Origin of the sequence: Roseateles sp. (assembly GCF_965229315.1) — a bacterium.
Lineage (GTDB): Bacteria > Pseudomonadota > Gammaproteobacteria > Burkholderiales > Burkholderiaceae_C > Pelomonas.
Genome location: NZ_CBDDJA010000002.1, coordinates 2,884,512 through 2,900,658 on the forward strand (window position 1 = coordinate 2,884,512; position 16,147 = coordinate 2,900,658).

A 16,147-nucleotide genomic window follows, 5' to 3' on the forward strand; every position below is an offset into this window, starting at 1 on the left:
TGCCGCGCCGGCCCGCAAAAACGACGATTTCGTGCCGGGCGCGCCGTCACAAGCGCGTCATTCTGCTCGGGGCCCCATGCTTCAATGACAGCCATCGGACACACCTGCGACGCCCTGCGCAAGCCCCCGCTGCGGGCCTTGCCGGCGCGTCGCGACGATGAACAAGAACGATGAGAGGCCCCCGTTGAAGCTGGACTCCTACTGGACCGATTCCGCCGCCGCCTTCGAGCCCGCGGCGGGCGATCTGCCCTCGCGGGCGGACGTGGTCATCGTCGGTGCCGGATTCACCGGCCTGTCCGCAGCCCGCTCGCTGGCGCAGCGCGGCGTGGACGTGGTGGTGCTGGAGGCCTGCGACCGGGTCGCCAAGGAGGCATCGGGGCGCAACGGCGGGCACGTCAACAACGGCCTCGCGGTGGACTACGGCGCGGCTGCCGACCAGTACGGCATCGAGACCGCGCGGCGCTGGTACCAGGCGTTCGACGCGGCCGTCGACACGGTCGAGCAGCTCGTGCGTGAAGAAGGCATCGCCTGCGACTTCCAGCGCAACGGCAAGCTCAAGCTGGCAACGCGCCCCGCGCAGTACGAGGCGCTGGCGCGCAGCCGCGAGCGCATGGTGCGCGAGGTGGACCCCGACGTGGAGGTGCTGGACGCCCGCGCGGTGCGTGACGAGGTGGCCAGCGACCGCTTCGTGGGCGGCCTGCTGCAGCGCAAGAGCGCGCAGATGCACATGGGCCGGTTCGCGGCGGGTCTCGCCGAGGCCGCGCAGCGCCACGGCGCCCGCATCCACCTGCAGACGCCGGTGCTGCAGCTGCAGCGCGTCGGCCGGGGGCACGAGCACGTCGTGCGCACGCCGCGCGGCGAGATCCGCGCCAAGCAGGTGCTGCTGGCCACCGGCGCCAGCCAGCACGGCGGCTACGGCAGCTTCGGCTGGCTGCGCCGGCGCATCGTCGGCATCGGCAGCTTCATCATCGTCACCGAGCCGCTGGCGCCGGAGCGCGCGCACGCGCTGCTCGCCGGCCGGCGCACCTACGTGACGCTGGCCAACATCCACCACTACTTCCGCCTGACGCCCGACCACCGCCTGGTGTGGGGCGGGCGGGCGCGCTTCGCGATCTCCAGCCCGACCTCGGACCGCAAGAGCGGCGAGATCCTGCGCGAAGGCCTGGAGCAGACCTTCCCGCAGCTGCGCGGCATCGGCATCGACTACTGCTGGGGCGGCCTGGTGGACATGAGCCAGGACCGCCTGCCGCATGCCGGCGAGCGCAACGGCGTCTTCTATTCGCTGGGCTACAGCGGCCACGGCACGCAGATGTCCGTGCACATGGGCCAGCGCATGGCGGCCACGCTGATGGGCGACGCCGCCGCCAACCCCTGGCGCGACCGCCCCTGGCCGGCCATCCCCGGCCATGTCGGCCCGCCGTGGTTCCTGCCGGCCGTCGGCCTGTACTACCGCGTCAAGGACCGGCTGGCGGCGTGAGCGCCGCCCCGTTTCAACGTCTTCCTCAGGATCACCGCATGAACGACCTCCAGAAACTGCACGGCGCCCTCGGTCACACCGGTGGCGACGCGTTGCTGCAAGCGCTGCGCGGCGGTGCGACCCGCCGCGACCTGCTGGCGATGCTGATGGGCGGCGGGATGCAGCTGGCGCTGGCCACGGGCCTGAGCGCGACGGCGCTGTCCGCGCATGCGCAGACGCCCCGGCGCGGCGGGCGCATCAGGGTGGCCGGCGCGACCGCAGCGATCAGCGACACGCTGGACCCGGCCAAGATGGCCAACCAGACGGACTACTCGCGCGGCACCATGCTCTACAACGGCCTGACCGCGCTGGACGGCAGCCTGACGCCGCAGCCCGCGCTGGCCGAGAGCTTCACGACCAAGGACGCGCGCGTCTGGGTGTTCAAGCTGCGCAAGGGCGTGACCTTCCACGACGGCAAGGCGCTGCAGCCCGCCGACGTGGTGTTCTCGCTGATGCGCCACAAGGACCCGGCCACCGCCTCCAAGGCCAAGGCGCTGGCGGACCAGTTCGAGTCGGTCGCTGCCACCGGCCCGGACGAGGTCACCGTCACGCTGGCCGCCGCCAACGCCGACCTGCCGGTGGTGCTGGGCACCTTCAACTTCCTGATCGTCAAGGCAGGCACCACCGACTTCAACGCCGGCATCGGCACCGGCCCGTTCAAGCTCAAGGAGTTCAAGCCTGGCGTGCGCTCGGTGGCCGTGCGCAACGACGCCTACTGGAAGCCGGGCAAGCCCTACCTGGACGAGATCGAGTTCGTCGGCATCGCCGACGACGGCGCCCGCGTGAACGCGCTGCTGTCCGGCGGCATGGACCTGGTCGCGGCGGTGAACCCGCGCACGGTCGAGCGCATCAAGGGCACGCCGGGCTTCGGCATCTTCGTGACGCAGTCGGGCCAGTACTCCGACCTCATCATGCGCAAGGACGTGGGGCCGGGCGCCAACCCGGACTTCGTGCTGGCGATGAAATACCTGATGGACCGCGAGCAGATGCGCAAGTCCATCGCGCTGGGCCACGCGACCGTCGGCAACGACCAGCCCATCGATCCCTCGAACCGCTTCTACTTCAGCGGCCTGCCGCCCCGCCCTTTCGACCTCGACAAGGCCAAGTTCCATCTCGGCAAGGCCAACCTCGGCAGCGCCAAGGTGCCCATCGTGACCTCGCCGGTGGCGATGTACTCGGTCGAGATGGCACTGGTGATGCAGCAGGCGGCGCAGCGCATCGGCCTGAACCTGGAGGTCAAGCGCATGCCGTCGGACGGCTACTGGTCCAACCACTGGCTCAACAGCCCGGTGGGCTTCGGCAACGTCAACCCGCGCCCCAGCGCGGACACGCTGCTGACGCAGTTCTTCAAGTCCGACGCGGCCTGGAACGGCTCGCGCTGGAAGAACCCCAAGTTCGACCAGCTGCTGGTTGCCGCGCGCACCGAGACCGACGTCGCCAGGCGCAAGCAGATGTACGCCGACATGCAGGTGCTGATCAGCCAGGAGGCCGGGGTCGGCATCCCGCTGTTCCTGGCCAGCCTGGACGCCCACAGCACGAAGCTCAAGGGCCTGTCGCCCATCCCGCTGGGCGGGCTGATGGGCTACTCGTTCGCCGAACACGTCTGGCTTGAGGCCTGAGCGACGTCGTGAACGCGCTGATCGTTCGTCTCCTCGTCAACCGCGTCGCGCTCGCGCTGCTGTCGCTGCTGGTGGTGTCGGCCGTGGTCTTCGCCATCACGGCCGTGCTGCCGGGTGACGCCGCCGAGGCGCAGCTCGGCCAGGACGCCACACCCGAGTCGCTGGCCGCGCTGCGGCACCAGATGGGGCTGGACGTGCCTGCGCTGGAGCGCTACTTCAGCTGGCTGCGCGGCATGGTGACGGGCGCACCCGGCACGTCGGTCGTGACCGGCATGCCGGTCGGCGACATGATCGCCAGCCGCCTGCCGAACTCGCTGGTGCTGGCGGGGCTGACGACGCTGCTGGCGGTGCCGCTGGCGCTGGCGCTGGGCATCGCCTCGGCGGTGTGGCGCGGCTCCTGGTTCGACCGGCTGGTCAGCTCCAGCGCGGTGGCGGTCGTGTCGGTGCCCGAGTTCCTCGTGGCGACGCTGGCCGTGCTGGTCTTCGCGGTGCAGCTGCGCTGGCTGCCCGCGCTGTCGTCCGGTGGCGTGGACAGCGGGGCCAGCCTGGCCGACATGCTGCGCGCGTTCGCGATGCCGGTGCTGAGCCTGTGCTGCGTGACCATGGCACAGATGATGCGCATGACCCGCGCCGCCGTCGTCGACCAGTTGAAGGCGCCCTACATCGAGATGGTGCTGCTCAAGGGCGCATCGCCGGCGCGTATGGTGCTCGCGCATGCGCTGCCGAATGCGGTCGGCCCCATCGCCAACGCCGTCGCGCTGTCGCTGTCCTACCTGCTCGGCGGCGTCATCATCGTCGAGACCATCTTCAACTACCCCGGCATCGCCTCGCTGATGGTGGACGGTGTCGCACAGCGCGACATGCCGCTGGTGCAGACCTGCGCGATGCTGTTCTGCGCCGTCTACCTGCTGCTGGTCACGCTCGCGGACCTGTGCAGCATCGTCGCCAACCCGCGCCTGCGTCACCGCTGAGCCGCCGCCCATGTCTTCACTCCCTCTCCCGGCCCGTCCTGCCCGCCGCCTGCCGCTCGCGTGGCCCGGCATCGCCGGCGCGCTCGTGCTGCTGTTCTGGCTGGCCGCCGCCGCCGTCGGCCCGATGCTGCTCAACGCCAATGGCGGCGACCTGGGCGGCGGCGATGTCTTCGCACCGGCCAGCGCCCGGCACTGGCTGGGCACCGACTACCTGGGCCGCGACATGCTGGCGCGCGTCATCGAAGGCGCACGCTACACGGTCGGCATCGCACTGGCGGCCACGCTGCTGGCCAGCAGCATCGGCACCGTGCTGGCCCTGCTCGCGACCGTCAGCGCGCCGTGGCTGGACGCGGTGCTGAGCCGCGGCATGGACACGCTGACGTCCATCCCGTCGAAGATGCTGGCGCTCATCATGGTCGCCGCGGTGGGCTCGTCGCTGGGCATGCTGGTGCCGACGGCGGCGCTGATCTACATCCCCGGCACCTTCCGCATCGCGCGCTCGCTGGCGGTCAACATCCACGCGATGGACTACGTCACCGTGGCCCGCACCCGCGGCGAGGGCCGGCTGTACGTGATGCTGTACGAGATCCTGCCCAACATCGTCGGCCCCATGCTGGCCGACCTGGGCCTGCGCTTCGTCTACGTCGTGCTGCTGCTGGCGTCGCTGAGCTTCCTGGGACTGGGCGTGCAGCCGCCGGACGCCGACTGGGGCTCGCTGGTGCGGGAGAACATCGGCGCCCTGCCCGATGCCGGTGCGGCCGTGCTGGCGCCGGCGCTGGCCATCGCCAGCCTGACCATCGCCGTGAACCTCGTCATCGACAACCTGCCGGGCCGCGCGGCCCGCGGCGCGAAGGGAGGCCGCTGATGGGTGCGCCCCTGCTGGTCCGCGACCTGAAGATCGTCGCCGCCGCGCCGGACGGTCGTGGCGAGCACACCATCGTGCACGACCTCAGCTTCGAGCTGGCGCCGGGCGAGGTGCTCGCGCTGATCGGCGAGTCCGGTTCCGGCAAAACCACGACCGCGCTGGCGCTGATGGGCTATGCGCGCGCCGGCTGCCGCATCGCGGGCGGCAGCGTGCGGCTGGGCGGCACCGATGTGCTGACGTTGTCAGCGCGGGAGCAGCGCGGCCTGCGCGGACGTCGCATCGCCTACATCGCGCAGAGCGCCGCGGCGTCCTTCAATCCGTCGCGCACGCTGATGGACCAGGTCGTCGAGCCCGCCATGATCCACGGCACGCTGCCGCGCGCCGAGGCCGAGGCAAAGGCGGTCGAGCTCTTCCGCGAACTGGCGCTGCCGTCGCCCGACACCCTAGGCTCGCGCTACCCGCACCAGGTGTCCGGCGGCCAGCTGCAGCGGCTGATGGCCGCCATGGCGCTGATCACCGACCCGGACCTCGTGATCCTGGACGAGCCCACCACCGCGCTGGACGTCACGACGCAGATCGAGGTGCTGCGCGCCTTCCGCCGCGTCGTCCGCGAGCGGCAGGCCACGGCGGTCTACGTCAGCCACGACCTGGCGGTGGTGGCGCAGATGGCCGACCGCATCCTGGTGCTGCGCGATGGCCGCATGCGCGAGCTCGCACCCACCGCGCAGGTGCTGGACGCGCCGCAGGACGACTACACCCGCTGCCTGCTGGACGCAGCCCGCCCACGCGTGCGGGACGCCGGGGCAGCGCAGGCCACGCGGGACGTGTCGCGCGCGCCGCTGCTGGACGTGCGCGGCCTGTCCGCGGGCTACGGCCCGCGCGGCAAGGACGGCCAGCCGGCCATCCGCATCCTGCAGGACATCGACCTGACGATGTACCGCGGCCAGGCCATCGGCGTGATCGGCGAATCGGGCTCGGGCAAGACGACGCTGGCGCGCGCCATCGCCGGGCTGGTGGCGCCGTCGCGCGGCGAGATCCGGGTCAACGGCCAGGCGCTCGCGCCGACGCTGGAGGCCCGGTCCAAGGACGACCTGCGCCGCACGCAGATTGTCTTCCAGATGGCCGACACGGCGCTGAACCCCGCCCACAGCATCGAGCGCATCCTGGCGCGCCCGCTGCAGTTCTACGGCGGCCTGAGCGGTGCGGCACTGAAGCGACGCATCCACGAACTGCTGGACCTCGTGCAGTTGCCCACCACGCTGGCCGACCGTTTGCCGGGCGGCCTGTCGGGCGGCCAGAAGCAGCGCGTCAACCTGGCCCGCGCGCTGGCCGCGCAGCCCGAGCTGATCCTGTGCGACGAGGTGACCTCGGCGCTGGACACCGTCGTCGGCGCCGCGGTGCTGGACCTGATCGCGCAACTGCGCCGCGAGCTGGGCCTGTCCATCCTGTTCATCAGCCACGACCTGCACACGGTGCGCTCGATCTGCGACGAGATCGTCGTCATGCAGCACGGCCGCAAGCTCACGCAGATCGCGCGGCCCGACTACGAGCGCGGGCCGCACCACCCCTACTACGAGCTGCTGGCGCGCTCGGTGCCGGAGCTGCGCCAGGGCTGGCTGGAGGAGCGCTGTCGCGACACGACGCCGACCACCGGCGCCGCCGACAAGGCGCCTGAGGCGATGGCCATGCGCGTGGCCTGAGCGTCGATCCACAAGGTGCCGCAAGGCCTGCCGGCGTGCCGGCCGGCGGAGCCCTTCGCCCCACGCATTCAACGACTTCCCCGAGGAGATCCCATGACCCGCAAGACCCACCAGATCGCCGTCATCCCCGGTGACGGCATCGGCAAGGAAGTGATGCCCGAGGCGCTGCGCATACTCGACGCGGTGGCCGGCCGCTTCGGCGTGTCGGTGAAGCTGACGGCCATCGCCTGGGCCAGCTGCGACCACTACGCGCAGACCGGCCAGATGATGCCGGACGACTGGAAGGCCCAGCTCCAGGACCAGGACGCGCTGCTGTTCGGCGCCGTCGGCTGGCCGGCCACGGTGCCCGACCACATCTCGCTGTGGGGCTCGCTGCTGAAGTTCCGCCGCGAGTTCGACCAGTACATCAACCTGCGCCCCGTGCGCCTGTTCGAGGGCGTGCCCTGCCCGCTGGCCGACCGCAAGCCGGGCGACATCGACTACCTGGTGGTGCGCGAGAACACCGAAGGCGAATACACCAACCTGGGCGGCGTGATGTACGCCGGCACCGAGCGTGAGATCGTCATCCAGGAATCGGTGTTCTCGCGCTTCGGCGCCGACCGCGTGCTTCGCTATGCGTTCGAGCTGGCCCGCGAACGCGCGCGCAGGCACCTGACGGTGGCGACCAAGAGCAACGGCATCGCGATCAGCATGCCCTGGTGGGACGGCCGCGCCGATGCGGTGGGCCAGGCCTACCCGGAGGTCACCGTCGACAAGCAGCACATCGACATCCTCAGCGCCCGCTTCGTGCTGCAGCCGGGGCGCTTCGACGTGGTGGTGGCCTCCAACCTGTTCGGCGACATCCTGTCCGACCTGGGCCCCGCAACCACGGGCACCATCGGCCTGGCGCCGTCGGCCAACCTCAATCCCGAGCGCACGTTCCCGTCGCTGTTCGAGCCGGTGCATGGCTCCGCGCCGGACATCTACGGCCAGAACATCGCCAACCCCGTCGCGATGATCTGGTCGACCGCGCTGATGCTGCAGTTCCTCGGCGAGCCTGAGGCGCACGACGCCATCCTCGCGGCCATCGAGACGGTGCTGCGCGAAGGCCCGCGCACGCGCGACCTCGGCGGCACCGCCTCCACCACCGAGATGGGCCAGGCCATCGCCGCACTGGTGGCGCGCGCCTGAGCCATTGCAAGACACGGACTTCGGACCCGCCATGCCCCTGACGCAACTGGACCGCCCCGAGCTGCTGCGCTCGCAGAACTTCATCGCCGCGCGCTGGCGCGATGGCGTGGATGGCCTGACCCTGCCGGTCAGCGATCCCGCCCTTGACGAGCACTTCGCGCAGGTGCCCGACAGCGGCGCCGTCGACGCCCTCGCCTGCGTGGATGCGGCCTTCGCGGCCGGCCCGGCCTGGCGAGCGCTTGCGCCGCGGGAGCGGTCGCGGCTGCTGCGCCGCTGGTACGAGTCGATCGTCGCCCACCAGGAAGACCTGGCGCGGCTGATCTCGCGTGAACAGGGCAAGCCGCTGGCCGAGGGCCGCGGCGAGGTGCTGTATGCCGCCAGCTATGTCGAGTGGTTCGCCGAGGAAGCGGTGCGTGCGCATGGCGACGTGATTCCCGCGCCGTCCGCGCGGCGCCGCATGCTGGCCGTGAAGGAGGCGGTCGGCGTCGTCGCGGCGATCACGCCATGGAACTTCCCCGCCGCGATGATCGCCCGCAAGATCGCGCCCGCGCTTGCGGCTGGCTGCACGGTCGTCGCCAAGCCGGCCGAAGACACGCCGCTGACGTCGCTGGCGCTGGTCAAGCTGCTGGAGGACGCCGGCCTGCCGCCGGGCGTCGTCAACCTGGTGACGGCGTCGCGCCAGCGCGCCGCCGAGGTCGTCGATGTCTGGCTCGCCGACAGCCGTGTGCGCAAGATCACATTCACCGGCTCGACGCCGGTGGGCAAGCACCTGGCGCGCGAGTCGGCGGGCACGCTCAAGCGACTGTCGCTGGAGCTGGGCGGCAACGCGCCCTTCATCGTCTTCGAGGATGCCGATCTGGACGCGGCCGTCGAGGGCCTGATGGCGGCCAAGTTCCGCAACGGCGGCCAGACCTGCGTGTGCCCCAACCGCGTGTACGTGCACGACCAGGTGCATGACGCCTTCGTCGGCCGCCTGTGTGCCCGTGTGGCGGCGCTGCGCGTCGGCCCCGCAAGCGATCCGGCGTCGCAGATCGGGCCCATGATCAACGCACGCGCGGTGGAGAAGATCGAGCGCCACGTGCGCGATGCCGAGGCCCGTGGCGCCCGCGTCGTCGTCGGCGGCGCGCGGGTACGCGATCACGCGCGGCCAGGCCCCAACTACTTCGCGCCGACCGTGCTCGTCGACGTGGACGCGACGATGGCCTGCACTGCCGAAGAGACCTTCGGCCCGGTCGTGCCCGTGACCCGCTTCTTCGACGAGGCGGCCGTGCTGGCCCAGGCCAACGACACGCCTTTCGGCCTCGCGGCCTACTTCTACACCCGCGACGCGGCGCGCATGCGGCGCGCATCGGCGGCGCTGGAGTCGGGCATCGTCGGCATCAACGCCGGTGCACTGGCCGCGGAGACGGCGCCCTTCGGCGGCGTCAAGGAGTCCGGCTACGGCCGCGAAGGCTCGCGGCACGGCCTGGACGACTACCTGCAACTCAAGTACCTCTGCGAAGACGCCTGACGACGCGGCGCTCAGGCCGCCGGAACACAAAGTGCCGTCCCCGCGCCGAAAACGGTATCGCGGCGCTCTCGCAGCAACGGAATCGACAGCACACGCGGCGGCGTCTCCCTAACATTCCCGTCGGAACCCCGTTCCCATCACGCACCAGGCAAGGCTCACCTTCATGTCGGACCGGCTCATCACCATCTCCCTCGATCAACTCGGCGAGCCGCGCGAATACCGGCCGCCCGCCGACCGCGTGCTGGAGGGCGACATCGTCTGCCGCAACTGGGACATCGACAGCGCCAAGGACGGCGCGGTACGCGCCGGCGTCTTCGAGTCCACGCCGGGCGTGAACCGCTCCATCAAGGGCGAGACATGGGAGTTCTGCTACATCCTGGCCGGCGTCGCCGAGATCACCGAGGACGGCCACTCGCCCATCACCTACCGGGCCGGCGACTGTTTCATCATGAAGCCGGGCTACGTCGGCACCTGGCGCACGCTGGAGACCGTGCGCAAGCTGTGGGTGACGGCCTGACCATGCGTGCTCTGCTGGACCCCGTGGCAAGCAGCCCGCAACTGCCGGCACAGGCCGACGTCGTCGTCATCGGCGGCGGCATCATCGGCACCTTCACCGCCTACCAACTCGCGCGCCGCGGCCTGCAGGTCGCGCTGGTCGAGAAGGGGCGGATCGGCGCGGAGCAGTCCAGCCGCAACTGGGGCTGGTGTCGCCAGCAGAACCGCGACGCGCGCGAACTGCCGATGGCGACCAGCAGCCTGGACCTGTGGGAGCGCTTCGGCGCCGACGAGAACGAGGACACCGGCTTTCGGCGCTGCGGCCTGCTGTACCTGAGCAACGACGAGGCCGAGCTGGAAGGCTGGGCGCGCTGGGGCCGGTTCGCCCGCACGGTGAACGTGCAGACCCACATGCTGTCCAGCGACGAGGCGGCCCGGCGCGGGCGCGCCACGGGCCAGCCCTGGAAGGGCGGTGTCTACTCGCCCACCGACGGCACCGCGGACCCGTCCCGCGCTGCGCCTGCGGTGGCCCGCGCCGTCATGCGGCACGGCGGCACGGTGCACCAGCGCTGCGCGGCGCGCGGGCTGGAGACCGAGGGCGGGCGGCTGAGCGCCGTCGTCACGGAGCTCGGCAGCATCCGCACGAAGACGGCCGTGCTGGCGGGCGGCGCCTGGGCCTCCTCGTTCTGCCGGCAACATGGCATCCGCTTCCCGCAGGCGTCCATCCGGCAGACGGCACTGGCCGTGTCACCGGGGCCGGCCGACGACCTGCCCGATGCACTGCACACCAAGGACATCAGCCTGACCCGGCGCAACGACGGCAGCTACACGCTGGCCATCGGCGGCCGCGCGCGGGTTGATCCGACCGGCCAGTTCCTGCGCTTCGCGCCGCAGTTCCTGCCGATGTTCGCGCGGCGCTGGCGCAGCCTGGCACCGGGCGGGCTGGAAGGCATCCGCTCCGGGCACGAGAGCCTCAGCCGCTGGAAGCTCGACGAGCCCACGCCGATGGAGCGCATGCGCGTGCTCGACCCGACACCGGACGCCACCACGGTGCGCCTGACCCACGAACGGGCCCTGGCCCTGGTCCCGGCACTGCGGGGCCGTGAGGTCAGCGCCGCGTGGGCGGGCTATGTCGACAGCACGCCGGATGGCGTGCCGGGCATTGGCGAGGTCGCCAGCCTGCCGGGGCTGGTGCTGGCAGCGGGCTTCAGCGGCCATGGCTTCGGCATCGGACCCGGCGCCGGGCACCTGATCGCCGACATCGTCACCGGTGTGCCGCCGATCTTCGACCCCAAGCCCTACCACCCGGACCGGTTCCATGCGTCGGCCTGGGGTCAGGTGGCGGAGTATTAGGGCCTGTTCACGCTACGGCAGCGGGTCGCGCTCCCGACTCAGGCAATGGACCGCACCACCCCGCCATCCACCCTCATGGCCGCGCCCGTCGTGGCCGAGGCGCGCTCGCTGCACAGGTAGGTGATCATCGCCGCCACCTCTTCGGGCCGCGCAAAGCGCTGCAGCAGGGACGACGGCCGCGCCGTGGCGAAGAAGTCCCGCTCGACGCTGGCGGCGTCCTCGCCGCGCTGCGCGGCCAGATCGGCCACGAAGCTGCCCACGCCCTCGGAAGCGGTCGGCCCGGGCAGCACGCTGTTCACGGTGACGCCGGTGCCCGCCAGCGTCTCGGCCAGGCCGCGCGCCACGGCCAGTTGCGCCGTCTTCGTCATGCCGTAGTGCACCATCTCCGCCGGGATCTGCAGCCCCGACTCGCTGGAGACGAAGATGATGCGGCCCCAGTCGCTGGCCCGCATGCCAGCCACGTAGTGGCGCGACAGCCGGATGCCGCTGAGCACGTTGACCTCGAAGAAGCGCAGCCAGTCCGCGTCCGGGATGTCGACGAAGGGCTTGGGCTCGAAGATGCCCAGGTTGTTGACCAGGATGTCGACCGCCGGCAGGCGCCGCACCAGTTCGGCGCAGCCTTCGGCATGCCCCAGGTCCAGCGCGATGCCGTCGATGCGCGCGCCGGGCAGCTCGGCCCGCAGCCGCGCCACCGCGGCCTCGACGCGCTCGGTGCTGCGGCCGTTCAGCGTGACCTGGGCGCCTTCGCGCGCCAGCTCGCGGGCGGTGGCGTAGCCGATGCCTGCGGTGGAGCCGGTGATCAGCGCGCGCTTCTGGGTGAGTCCGAGGTCCATGGGATCTCCTTGCGTGGGAAGTTGCGGGGTCAAGCCAGCTTGGCAGATTGCGGCCACAGCCGCAACGCGAACGCGGCCGCTGCGGCGCCTGCCGCCAGGCCGGCCACGGCCACCCAGCCCCACAGCCCGAACAGCCAGCTGCCCAGCGCCGCGCCGGCGGCCATGCCGACGAACACGCCCACGAACAACAGCGCGTTGAGCCGGCTGCGCGCGCCGGGCTCGATGCCGTAGACCAGCGTCTGGTGGGCGATCAGCGTGGCCTGGAAACCCAGGTCGAAGCCGATGGCACTGGCCACCAGCAGCGCCAGTTGCGCCGCCGGGCTCAGCAGCGGCAGCAGCGCCATGGCCGCGAACGACAGCATGGCCAGCGCGCTGCCCAGCTTCGTCACCAGTTCGGGGCCGCGGCGGTCGGCCAGGCGCCCGGCCAGCGGTGCGGCCAGCGCGCCGGCCGCGCCCGCCAGCCCGAAGCTGCCGGCGGCAGCGCTGCCCAGGTGGAAGGGCGCGCCGTGCAGCAGCACCGCCAGCGTGGACCAGAACGCGCTGAAGCCGACCGCCAGCAGGCCCTGGGCGAGTGCGGCCCGGCGCAGCGGGGCGTGGCGAAGCCACAGCTTGCCCAGCGAGCCCAGCAGCGCCGCGTAGCCCAGGTGCGTCGTCGACTTGAAGCGCGGCAGGCCCACCCAGGCGGCCGCGCCGGTCAAGGCCACGCTGGCGGCCGCGCCGATGAACATGGCGCGCCAGCCCCAGTGCGCCGCGACCAGGCCGCTGACCACGCGCGACAGCAGGATGCCCAGCAGCAGGCCCGTCATCACCGTGCCCACCACCTTGCCGCGGTGCGCCTCGGGCGCCAGCGCCGCAGCGGCCGGCACGATGTCCTGCGCGAGCGTGGCGGCCACGCCGATGGCCAGGCTCGCCAGCAGCAGCACGCCCATAGTCGGTGCCGCCGCGGCCAGCAGCAGCGCCACGGTCAGCGCCGCCGCCTTGGCCAGGATGATGCGGCGCCGGTCGAAGCGGTCGCCCAGCGGCGCCAGCAGCAGGATGCCCAGCGCATAGCCCAGCTGTGTCAGCGTGGGCACCAGGCCCAGGCTGTGCGGCGAGGCGCCGATGTCGGCCCCCAGGTCGCCCAGCATGGGCTGGCTGTAGTACAGCGCCGCTACCGAGATGCCGGCGCTGGCCGCGAGCAGCAGCACGAGCGAGCGCGGCAGGTTGCCGCTGGCGTCAGTGGCTGCCGGGCCGGCGTGCGCGGCGGGTAGGACGTTAGGGACAGATGGCATGGCATCCACCTCGGGTCATGAACATGGCCCTGACTGTGGGCGGCGCCGGCTTCACGACGGCTTCCGGCGCATGACAGCTGTAACCCCGCCTGCTTCGCCTGCATTGCGCGGCGCCGGCCAGGCACAGGCACGGCATAGCCGCGGCACAGACTGGCGCTTCCCACCACTGCCGAGAACCGCCATGAACCCAGCCGCCGCGCGAACGCCCCCTGCCATCCCGGGCGGCGCGCTATTGCAGCCAGTTCGAGAACGGGTAGTAATGCACGTCGACGACGTCACCGAACACCGAGTTGGCCGTGCCCCGGGCGATGCCGTCGGCGCGTGCGATGCCGGCGCCGGGCGTGGCAGCATGGGCCGGCTGCAGTGCGATCTCGGCACGGCGGTCAGTCTCCTGCGCCCACAGGAAGCGCCCCTTCACCGGCGCCTGCCGCTGCGGGCGGCGCAACGTGGCGGCACGGCTGGCGGGCAGCAGGTCGGTGCGGCCCTGCAGGTGGCGGATTGCCGGCGTGACCAGCAGCACGAAGGTCTTGAAGGCCTCGGCCAGGCCCCAGGGCAGACAGATGACCAGCCGATCACCCAGCGTGGCGACCTTCAACCGGGCGCCGAGGTCGTCGCACAAACGCCACTCAGCCAACGACGCGCCGCGCGCGACGAGGGCCTCGTCCACCTGCTGCTGGCGCCGTGGCGTGACGGCGCCGGAGATCAGCACCAGGCGGCTCTCCTTGAGCAGCATGTCCAGCAGCGGTTGCAGGGCGTCTTTGTCGGCCGTGAGGCTCGGCGCCGCCAGTGCGCTGGCGCCCAGGCCGCCCAGCAGCGACGCCAGCACCGGCCCGCCCAGGCCGTGACAGGTCCGTTCCGGTCCCGCCGCAGGGCCGAGGGGCAGGACGCCCACCTTCAAGCGCTCGAAGACGCGCACCGTGGGCCGGCCCAGGCAGGCGATCTGCGGCAGGTGCCTGCCTTGCAGGCGCAAGCCCGCGTCCAGCACCGTGCCGCCGGCCATCTCCGGCGGCACGGGCAGCGGCTCGGCCAGCACGCGGCCGGCAGCGGCGGCGACGGCCACGTCCTCGGTGCGCAGCAACGGGGTGCCTGCCGTGGCCACCCGACGCTGCGCTTGCTCGATGTCAAACGCTGCGGCGGCGGGGGTGTGGTCGGGGCGGTCGGTCGTCATGGCGGGCCTTCGGTCAGTCCTGAGCTTCAATATGCGTCGCCGCTGCCCGCCCGAAAGACACAGTGCACGGGCTTGGCCCCGAGCACAGTGGGCCAGGCGCGCACGCCGGGGAGGCTGCCGTGAACAACGGCCAGCTCCAGCGCAGAGCAACGCAGCCGGCGCCGCTGTACGAGCGCCTGGCCGAGGAGATCGAGCAGGCGGTGGCCGACGGCGCGCTGAACGCGGGCGACAAGCTGCCGTCCATCCGCGCCAGCAGCCGCGCGCGGCGTGTGGCCGTGACCACCGTGCGGCGGGCCTATTCGCTGCTGGAAAGCCGCGGCGTGGTGGGCAGCCGGCCGCAGTCCGGCTACTTCGTGCGTGCCGCCGCGCCGGCGCTCACCGTGGCCGCGCCCGAGGCGGCCGCCTCACCGCCGCCTTGCTGTGAGGCCGACATCAGCCAGCTGGTGCTGGCCACGCTCAAGGCCATCCACCGCCGTCAGGCCGCGCCGCTGGGCTCGCCCTACCCGGACCCGGCGCTCTTCCCGTGGGCGCGCATCCAGCGCCATGCGCACCGCATCGGCCAGCGCTTTCCGGCCTGGAACGCGATGGATGACCTGCCACCGGGCCACCCCGCGCTGATCCAGCAGATCGCCCGCCGCCACCTGGGCCAGGGCCTGGCGGTGGACCCGGCCGACGTGGTGGTGACGGCCGGCGCCACCGAGGCCATCCAGCTGTGCCTGCAGGCGGTGACCCGGCCCGGCGACACGGTGGCGGTCGAGTCGCCCACCTACTACGCCACGCTGATGACCATCGAGCGGCTGGGCCTGCGCGCGGTGGAGGTGCCGACGCATCCGGTGGACGGCATGGACCTGGCCGCGCTGGCCCGGCTGCTCGACAGCCAGCGCGTGGCGGCGTGCGTGACCATGCCCAACTTCCAGAACCCGGCCGGCTTCACGATGCCGGACGCCCACAAGGCCGAGCTGGTGCGCCTGGCCGCCCGGCATGGCGTGCCGGTCATCGAGAACGGCGTCTACAACGAGCTGTACTACGGCGACACGCCGCCCACCACGCTCAAGGGGCACGACGACCAGGGCGGGGTGCTGCACTGCGCGTCGTTCTCCAAGTCGGTCACGGCCGGGGTGCGGGTGGGCTGGGTGCTGCCAGGGCGCTACCGCCAGCAGCTGGAGCGGCTCAAGTTCCGCCACATGCCGGCCACGCCCGCCGTGCCGCAGCTGGCGCTGGCGGAGTACCTCGGCCGCGACGGCATGGACCTGCACCTGCGCGGCGTGCGCAAGGCGCTGGCGCAGCGGGCCGACATGCTGCGCGCGCTGGTGCTGCGCTGCTTCCCGGCGGGCACGCATGTGTCGCGGCCCCAGGGCGGCTACCTGCTGTGGGTGGAGCTGGCGCAGCACGTGGACACGCTGCGCGTGTACCGCGCGGCGCTGGAGCGCGGCATCACCATCGCGCCGGGGCGCATCTTCTCCAACGCGGGGCGCTACACGAACTTCATGCGCCTGAACCACAGCTATGCGTGGACGCCCGCGCTCGAAGCCGCCGTGCGCGAGCTGGGCCGCATCGTGGCCTGGGCCTGAGCCAGCCTTCATGTCAGCTGTAGCGGCGGCCGATTGCATCCAACACACAGGCCGCCGCCGCGCAATGCGCCCGAGACGGCCGGCCTCGACAGTGGGGGCCGTCGA

Annotated in this window: 13 protein-coding genes; 10 read left to right on the forward strand and 3 right to left on the reverse strand. The window is 72.0% G+C overall.

The features are described 5' to 3' along the window. The first annotated feature begins 184 nt into the window (after window positions 1–184). The 9 genes from ACO07H_RS18235 (at window position 185) to ACO07H_RS18275 (ending at window position 11,199) form a co-directional block, all read left to right on the forward strand. Window positions 185–1,477 (forward strand): NAD(P)/FAD-dependent oxidoreductase, encoded by a 1,293-nt coding sequence (locus ACO07H_RS18235; RefSeq protein ID WP_422016720.1) that lies wholly within the window; start codon window positions 185–187, stop codon window positions 1,475–1,477. 140 nt (window positions 1,478–1,617) lie between these two features. Next, window positions 1,618–3,135 carry an ABC transporter substrate-binding protein gene (locus ACO07H_RS18240; RefSeq protein WP_422018657.1) on the forward strand — a complete coding sequence of 506 codons (1,518 nt, stop codon included), beginning with the start codon at window positions 1,618–1,620 and terminating at the stop codon, window positions 3,133–3,135. Window positions 3,136–3,143: 8 nt separating this feature from the next. Then, window positions 3,144–4,106: an ABC transporter permease gene (locus ACO07H_RS18245; RefSeq protein WP_422016722.1), complete on the forward strand. Its 963-nt coding sequence runs from the start codon at window positions 3,144–3,146 to the stop codon at window positions 4,104–4,106. A 10-nt stretch (window positions 4,107–4,116) separates the two neighbouring features. Next, entirely contained in the window at window positions 4,117–4,971 is an 855-nt protein-coding gene (locus ACO07H_RS18250) for an ABC transporter permease (protein ID WP_422016724.1), read from the forward strand. Further along, window positions 4,971–6,671, forward strand: a complete 1,701-nt coding sequence (locus ACO07H_RS18255) for an ABC transporter ATP-binding protein (protein WP_422016725.1) — start codon at window positions 4,971–4,973, stop codon at window positions 6,669–6,671. Before ACO07H_RS18250 ends, ACO07H_RS18255 begins: the two co-directional genes overlap by 1 nt. Before the next feature lie 93 nt (window positions 6,672–6,764). Beyond that, a complete protein-coding gene (locus ACO07H_RS18260) occupies window positions 6,765–7,841 on the forward strand; it encodes a tartrate dehydrogenase (protein WP_422016727.1) in 1,077 nt (358 codons plus the stop codon). A gap of 31 nt (window positions 7,842–7,872) precedes the next feature. Next, complete coding sequence (locus ACO07H_RS18265) at window positions 7,873–9,351, forward strand: NAD-dependent succinate-semialdehyde dehydrogenase (protein WP_422016729.1); 1,479 nt, start codon at window positions 7,873–7,875, stop codon at window positions 9,349–9,351. 163 nt (window positions 9,352–9,514) lie between these two features. Continuing rightward, window positions 9,515–9,868, forward strand: coding sequence for a cupin domain-containing protein (locus ACO07H_RS18270; RefSeq protein ID WP_422016731.1), 354 nt, complete (start codon window positions 9,515–9,517; stop codon window positions 9,866–9,868). A gap of 2 nt (window positions 9,869–9,870) precedes the next feature. After that, entirely contained in the window at window positions 9,871–11,199 is a 1,329-nt protein-coding gene (locus tag ACO07H_RS18275) for an NAD(P)/FAD-dependent oxidoreductase (protein WP_422016733.1), read from the forward strand. A gap of 38 nt (window positions 11,200–11,237) precedes the next feature. On the opposite strand, the gene ACO07H_RS18280 is transcribed toward ACO07H_RS18275, so the two are convergent. The 3 genes from ACO07H_RS18280 to ACO07H_RS18290 form a co-directional block, all read right to left on the reverse strand. Beyond that, window positions 11,238–12,032, reverse strand: coding sequence for an SDR family NAD(P)-dependent oxidoreductase (locus ACO07H_RS18280; protein ID WP_422016735.1), 795 nt, complete (start codon window positions 12,030–12,032; stop codon window positions 11,238–11,240). A gap of 29 nt (window positions 12,033–12,061) precedes the next feature. Next, on the reverse strand, window positions 12,062–13,303 hold the full coding sequence (locus ACO07H_RS18285; RefSeq protein ID WP_422016737.1) for an MFS transporter: 1,242 nt from the start codon (window positions 13,301–13,303) through the stop codon (window positions 12,062–12,064). Window positions 13,304–13,532: 229 nt separating this feature from the next. Next, on the reverse strand, window positions 13,533–14,471 hold the full coding sequence (locus ACO07H_RS18290; protein WP_422016739.1) for a hypothetical protein: 939 nt from the start codon (window positions 14,469–14,471) through the stop codon (window positions 13,533–13,535). 119 nt (window positions 14,472–14,590) lie between these two features. Between ACO07H_RS18290 and ACO07H_RS18295 the strand changes: the two genes are divergently transcribed. Beyond that, the gene (locus ACO07H_RS18295; RefSeq protein ID WP_422016741.1) at window positions 14,591–16,042 is read left to right on the forward strand and encodes a PLP-dependent aminotransferase family protein; all 1,452 of its coding nucleotides are present in this window, start codon (window positions 14,591–14,593) and stop codon (window positions 16,040–16,042) included. Window positions 16,043–16,147: the final 105 nt, after the last annotated feature.

Excerpts from the sequence above, each read along its gene's own strand:
- ACO07H_RS18275 (WP_422016733.1), top strand. The coding sequence starts at position 9,871 with ATGCGTGCTCTGCTGGACCCCGTGGCAAGCAGCCCGCAACTGCCGGCA.
- ACO07H_RS18250 (WP_422016724.1), top strand. The coding sequence starts at position 4,117 with ATGTCTTCACTCCCTCTCCCGGCCCGTCCTGCCCGCCGCCTGCCGCTC.
- ACO07H_RS18255 (WP_422016725.1), top strand. The coding sequence starts at position 4,971 with ATGGGTGCGCCCCTGCTGGTCCGCGACCTGAAGATCGTCGCCGCCGCG.
- ACO07H_RS18265 (WP_422016729.1), top strand. The coding sequence starts at position 7,873 with ATGCCCCTGACGCAACTGGACCGCCCCGAGCTGCTGCGCTCGCAGAAC.
- ACO07H_RS18285 (WP_422016737.1), bottom strand. The coding sequence starts at position 13,303 with ATGCCATCTGTCCCTAACGTCCTACCCGCCGCGCACGCCGGCCCGGCA.
- ACO07H_RS18280 (WP_422016735.1), bottom strand. The coding sequence starts at position 12,032 with ATGGACCTCGGACTCACCCAGAAGCGCGCGCTGATCACCGGCTCCACC.
- ACO07H_RS18270 (WP_422016731.1), top strand. The coding sequence starts at position 9,515 with ATGTCGGACCGGCTCATCACCATCTCCCTCGATCAACTCGGCGAGCCG.
- ACO07H_RS18260 (WP_422016727.1), top strand. The coding sequence starts at position 6,765 with ATGACCCGCAAGACCCACCAGATCGCCGTCATCCCCGGTGACGGCATC.
- ACO07H_RS18240 (WP_422018657.1), top strand. The coding sequence starts at position 1,618 with ATGCTGATGGGCGGCGGGATGCAGCTGGCGCTGGCCACGGGCCTGAGC.
- ACO07H_RS18290 (WP_422016739.1), bottom strand. The coding sequence starts at position 14,471 with ATGACGACCGACCGCCCCGACCACACCCCCGCCGCCGCAGCGTTTGAC.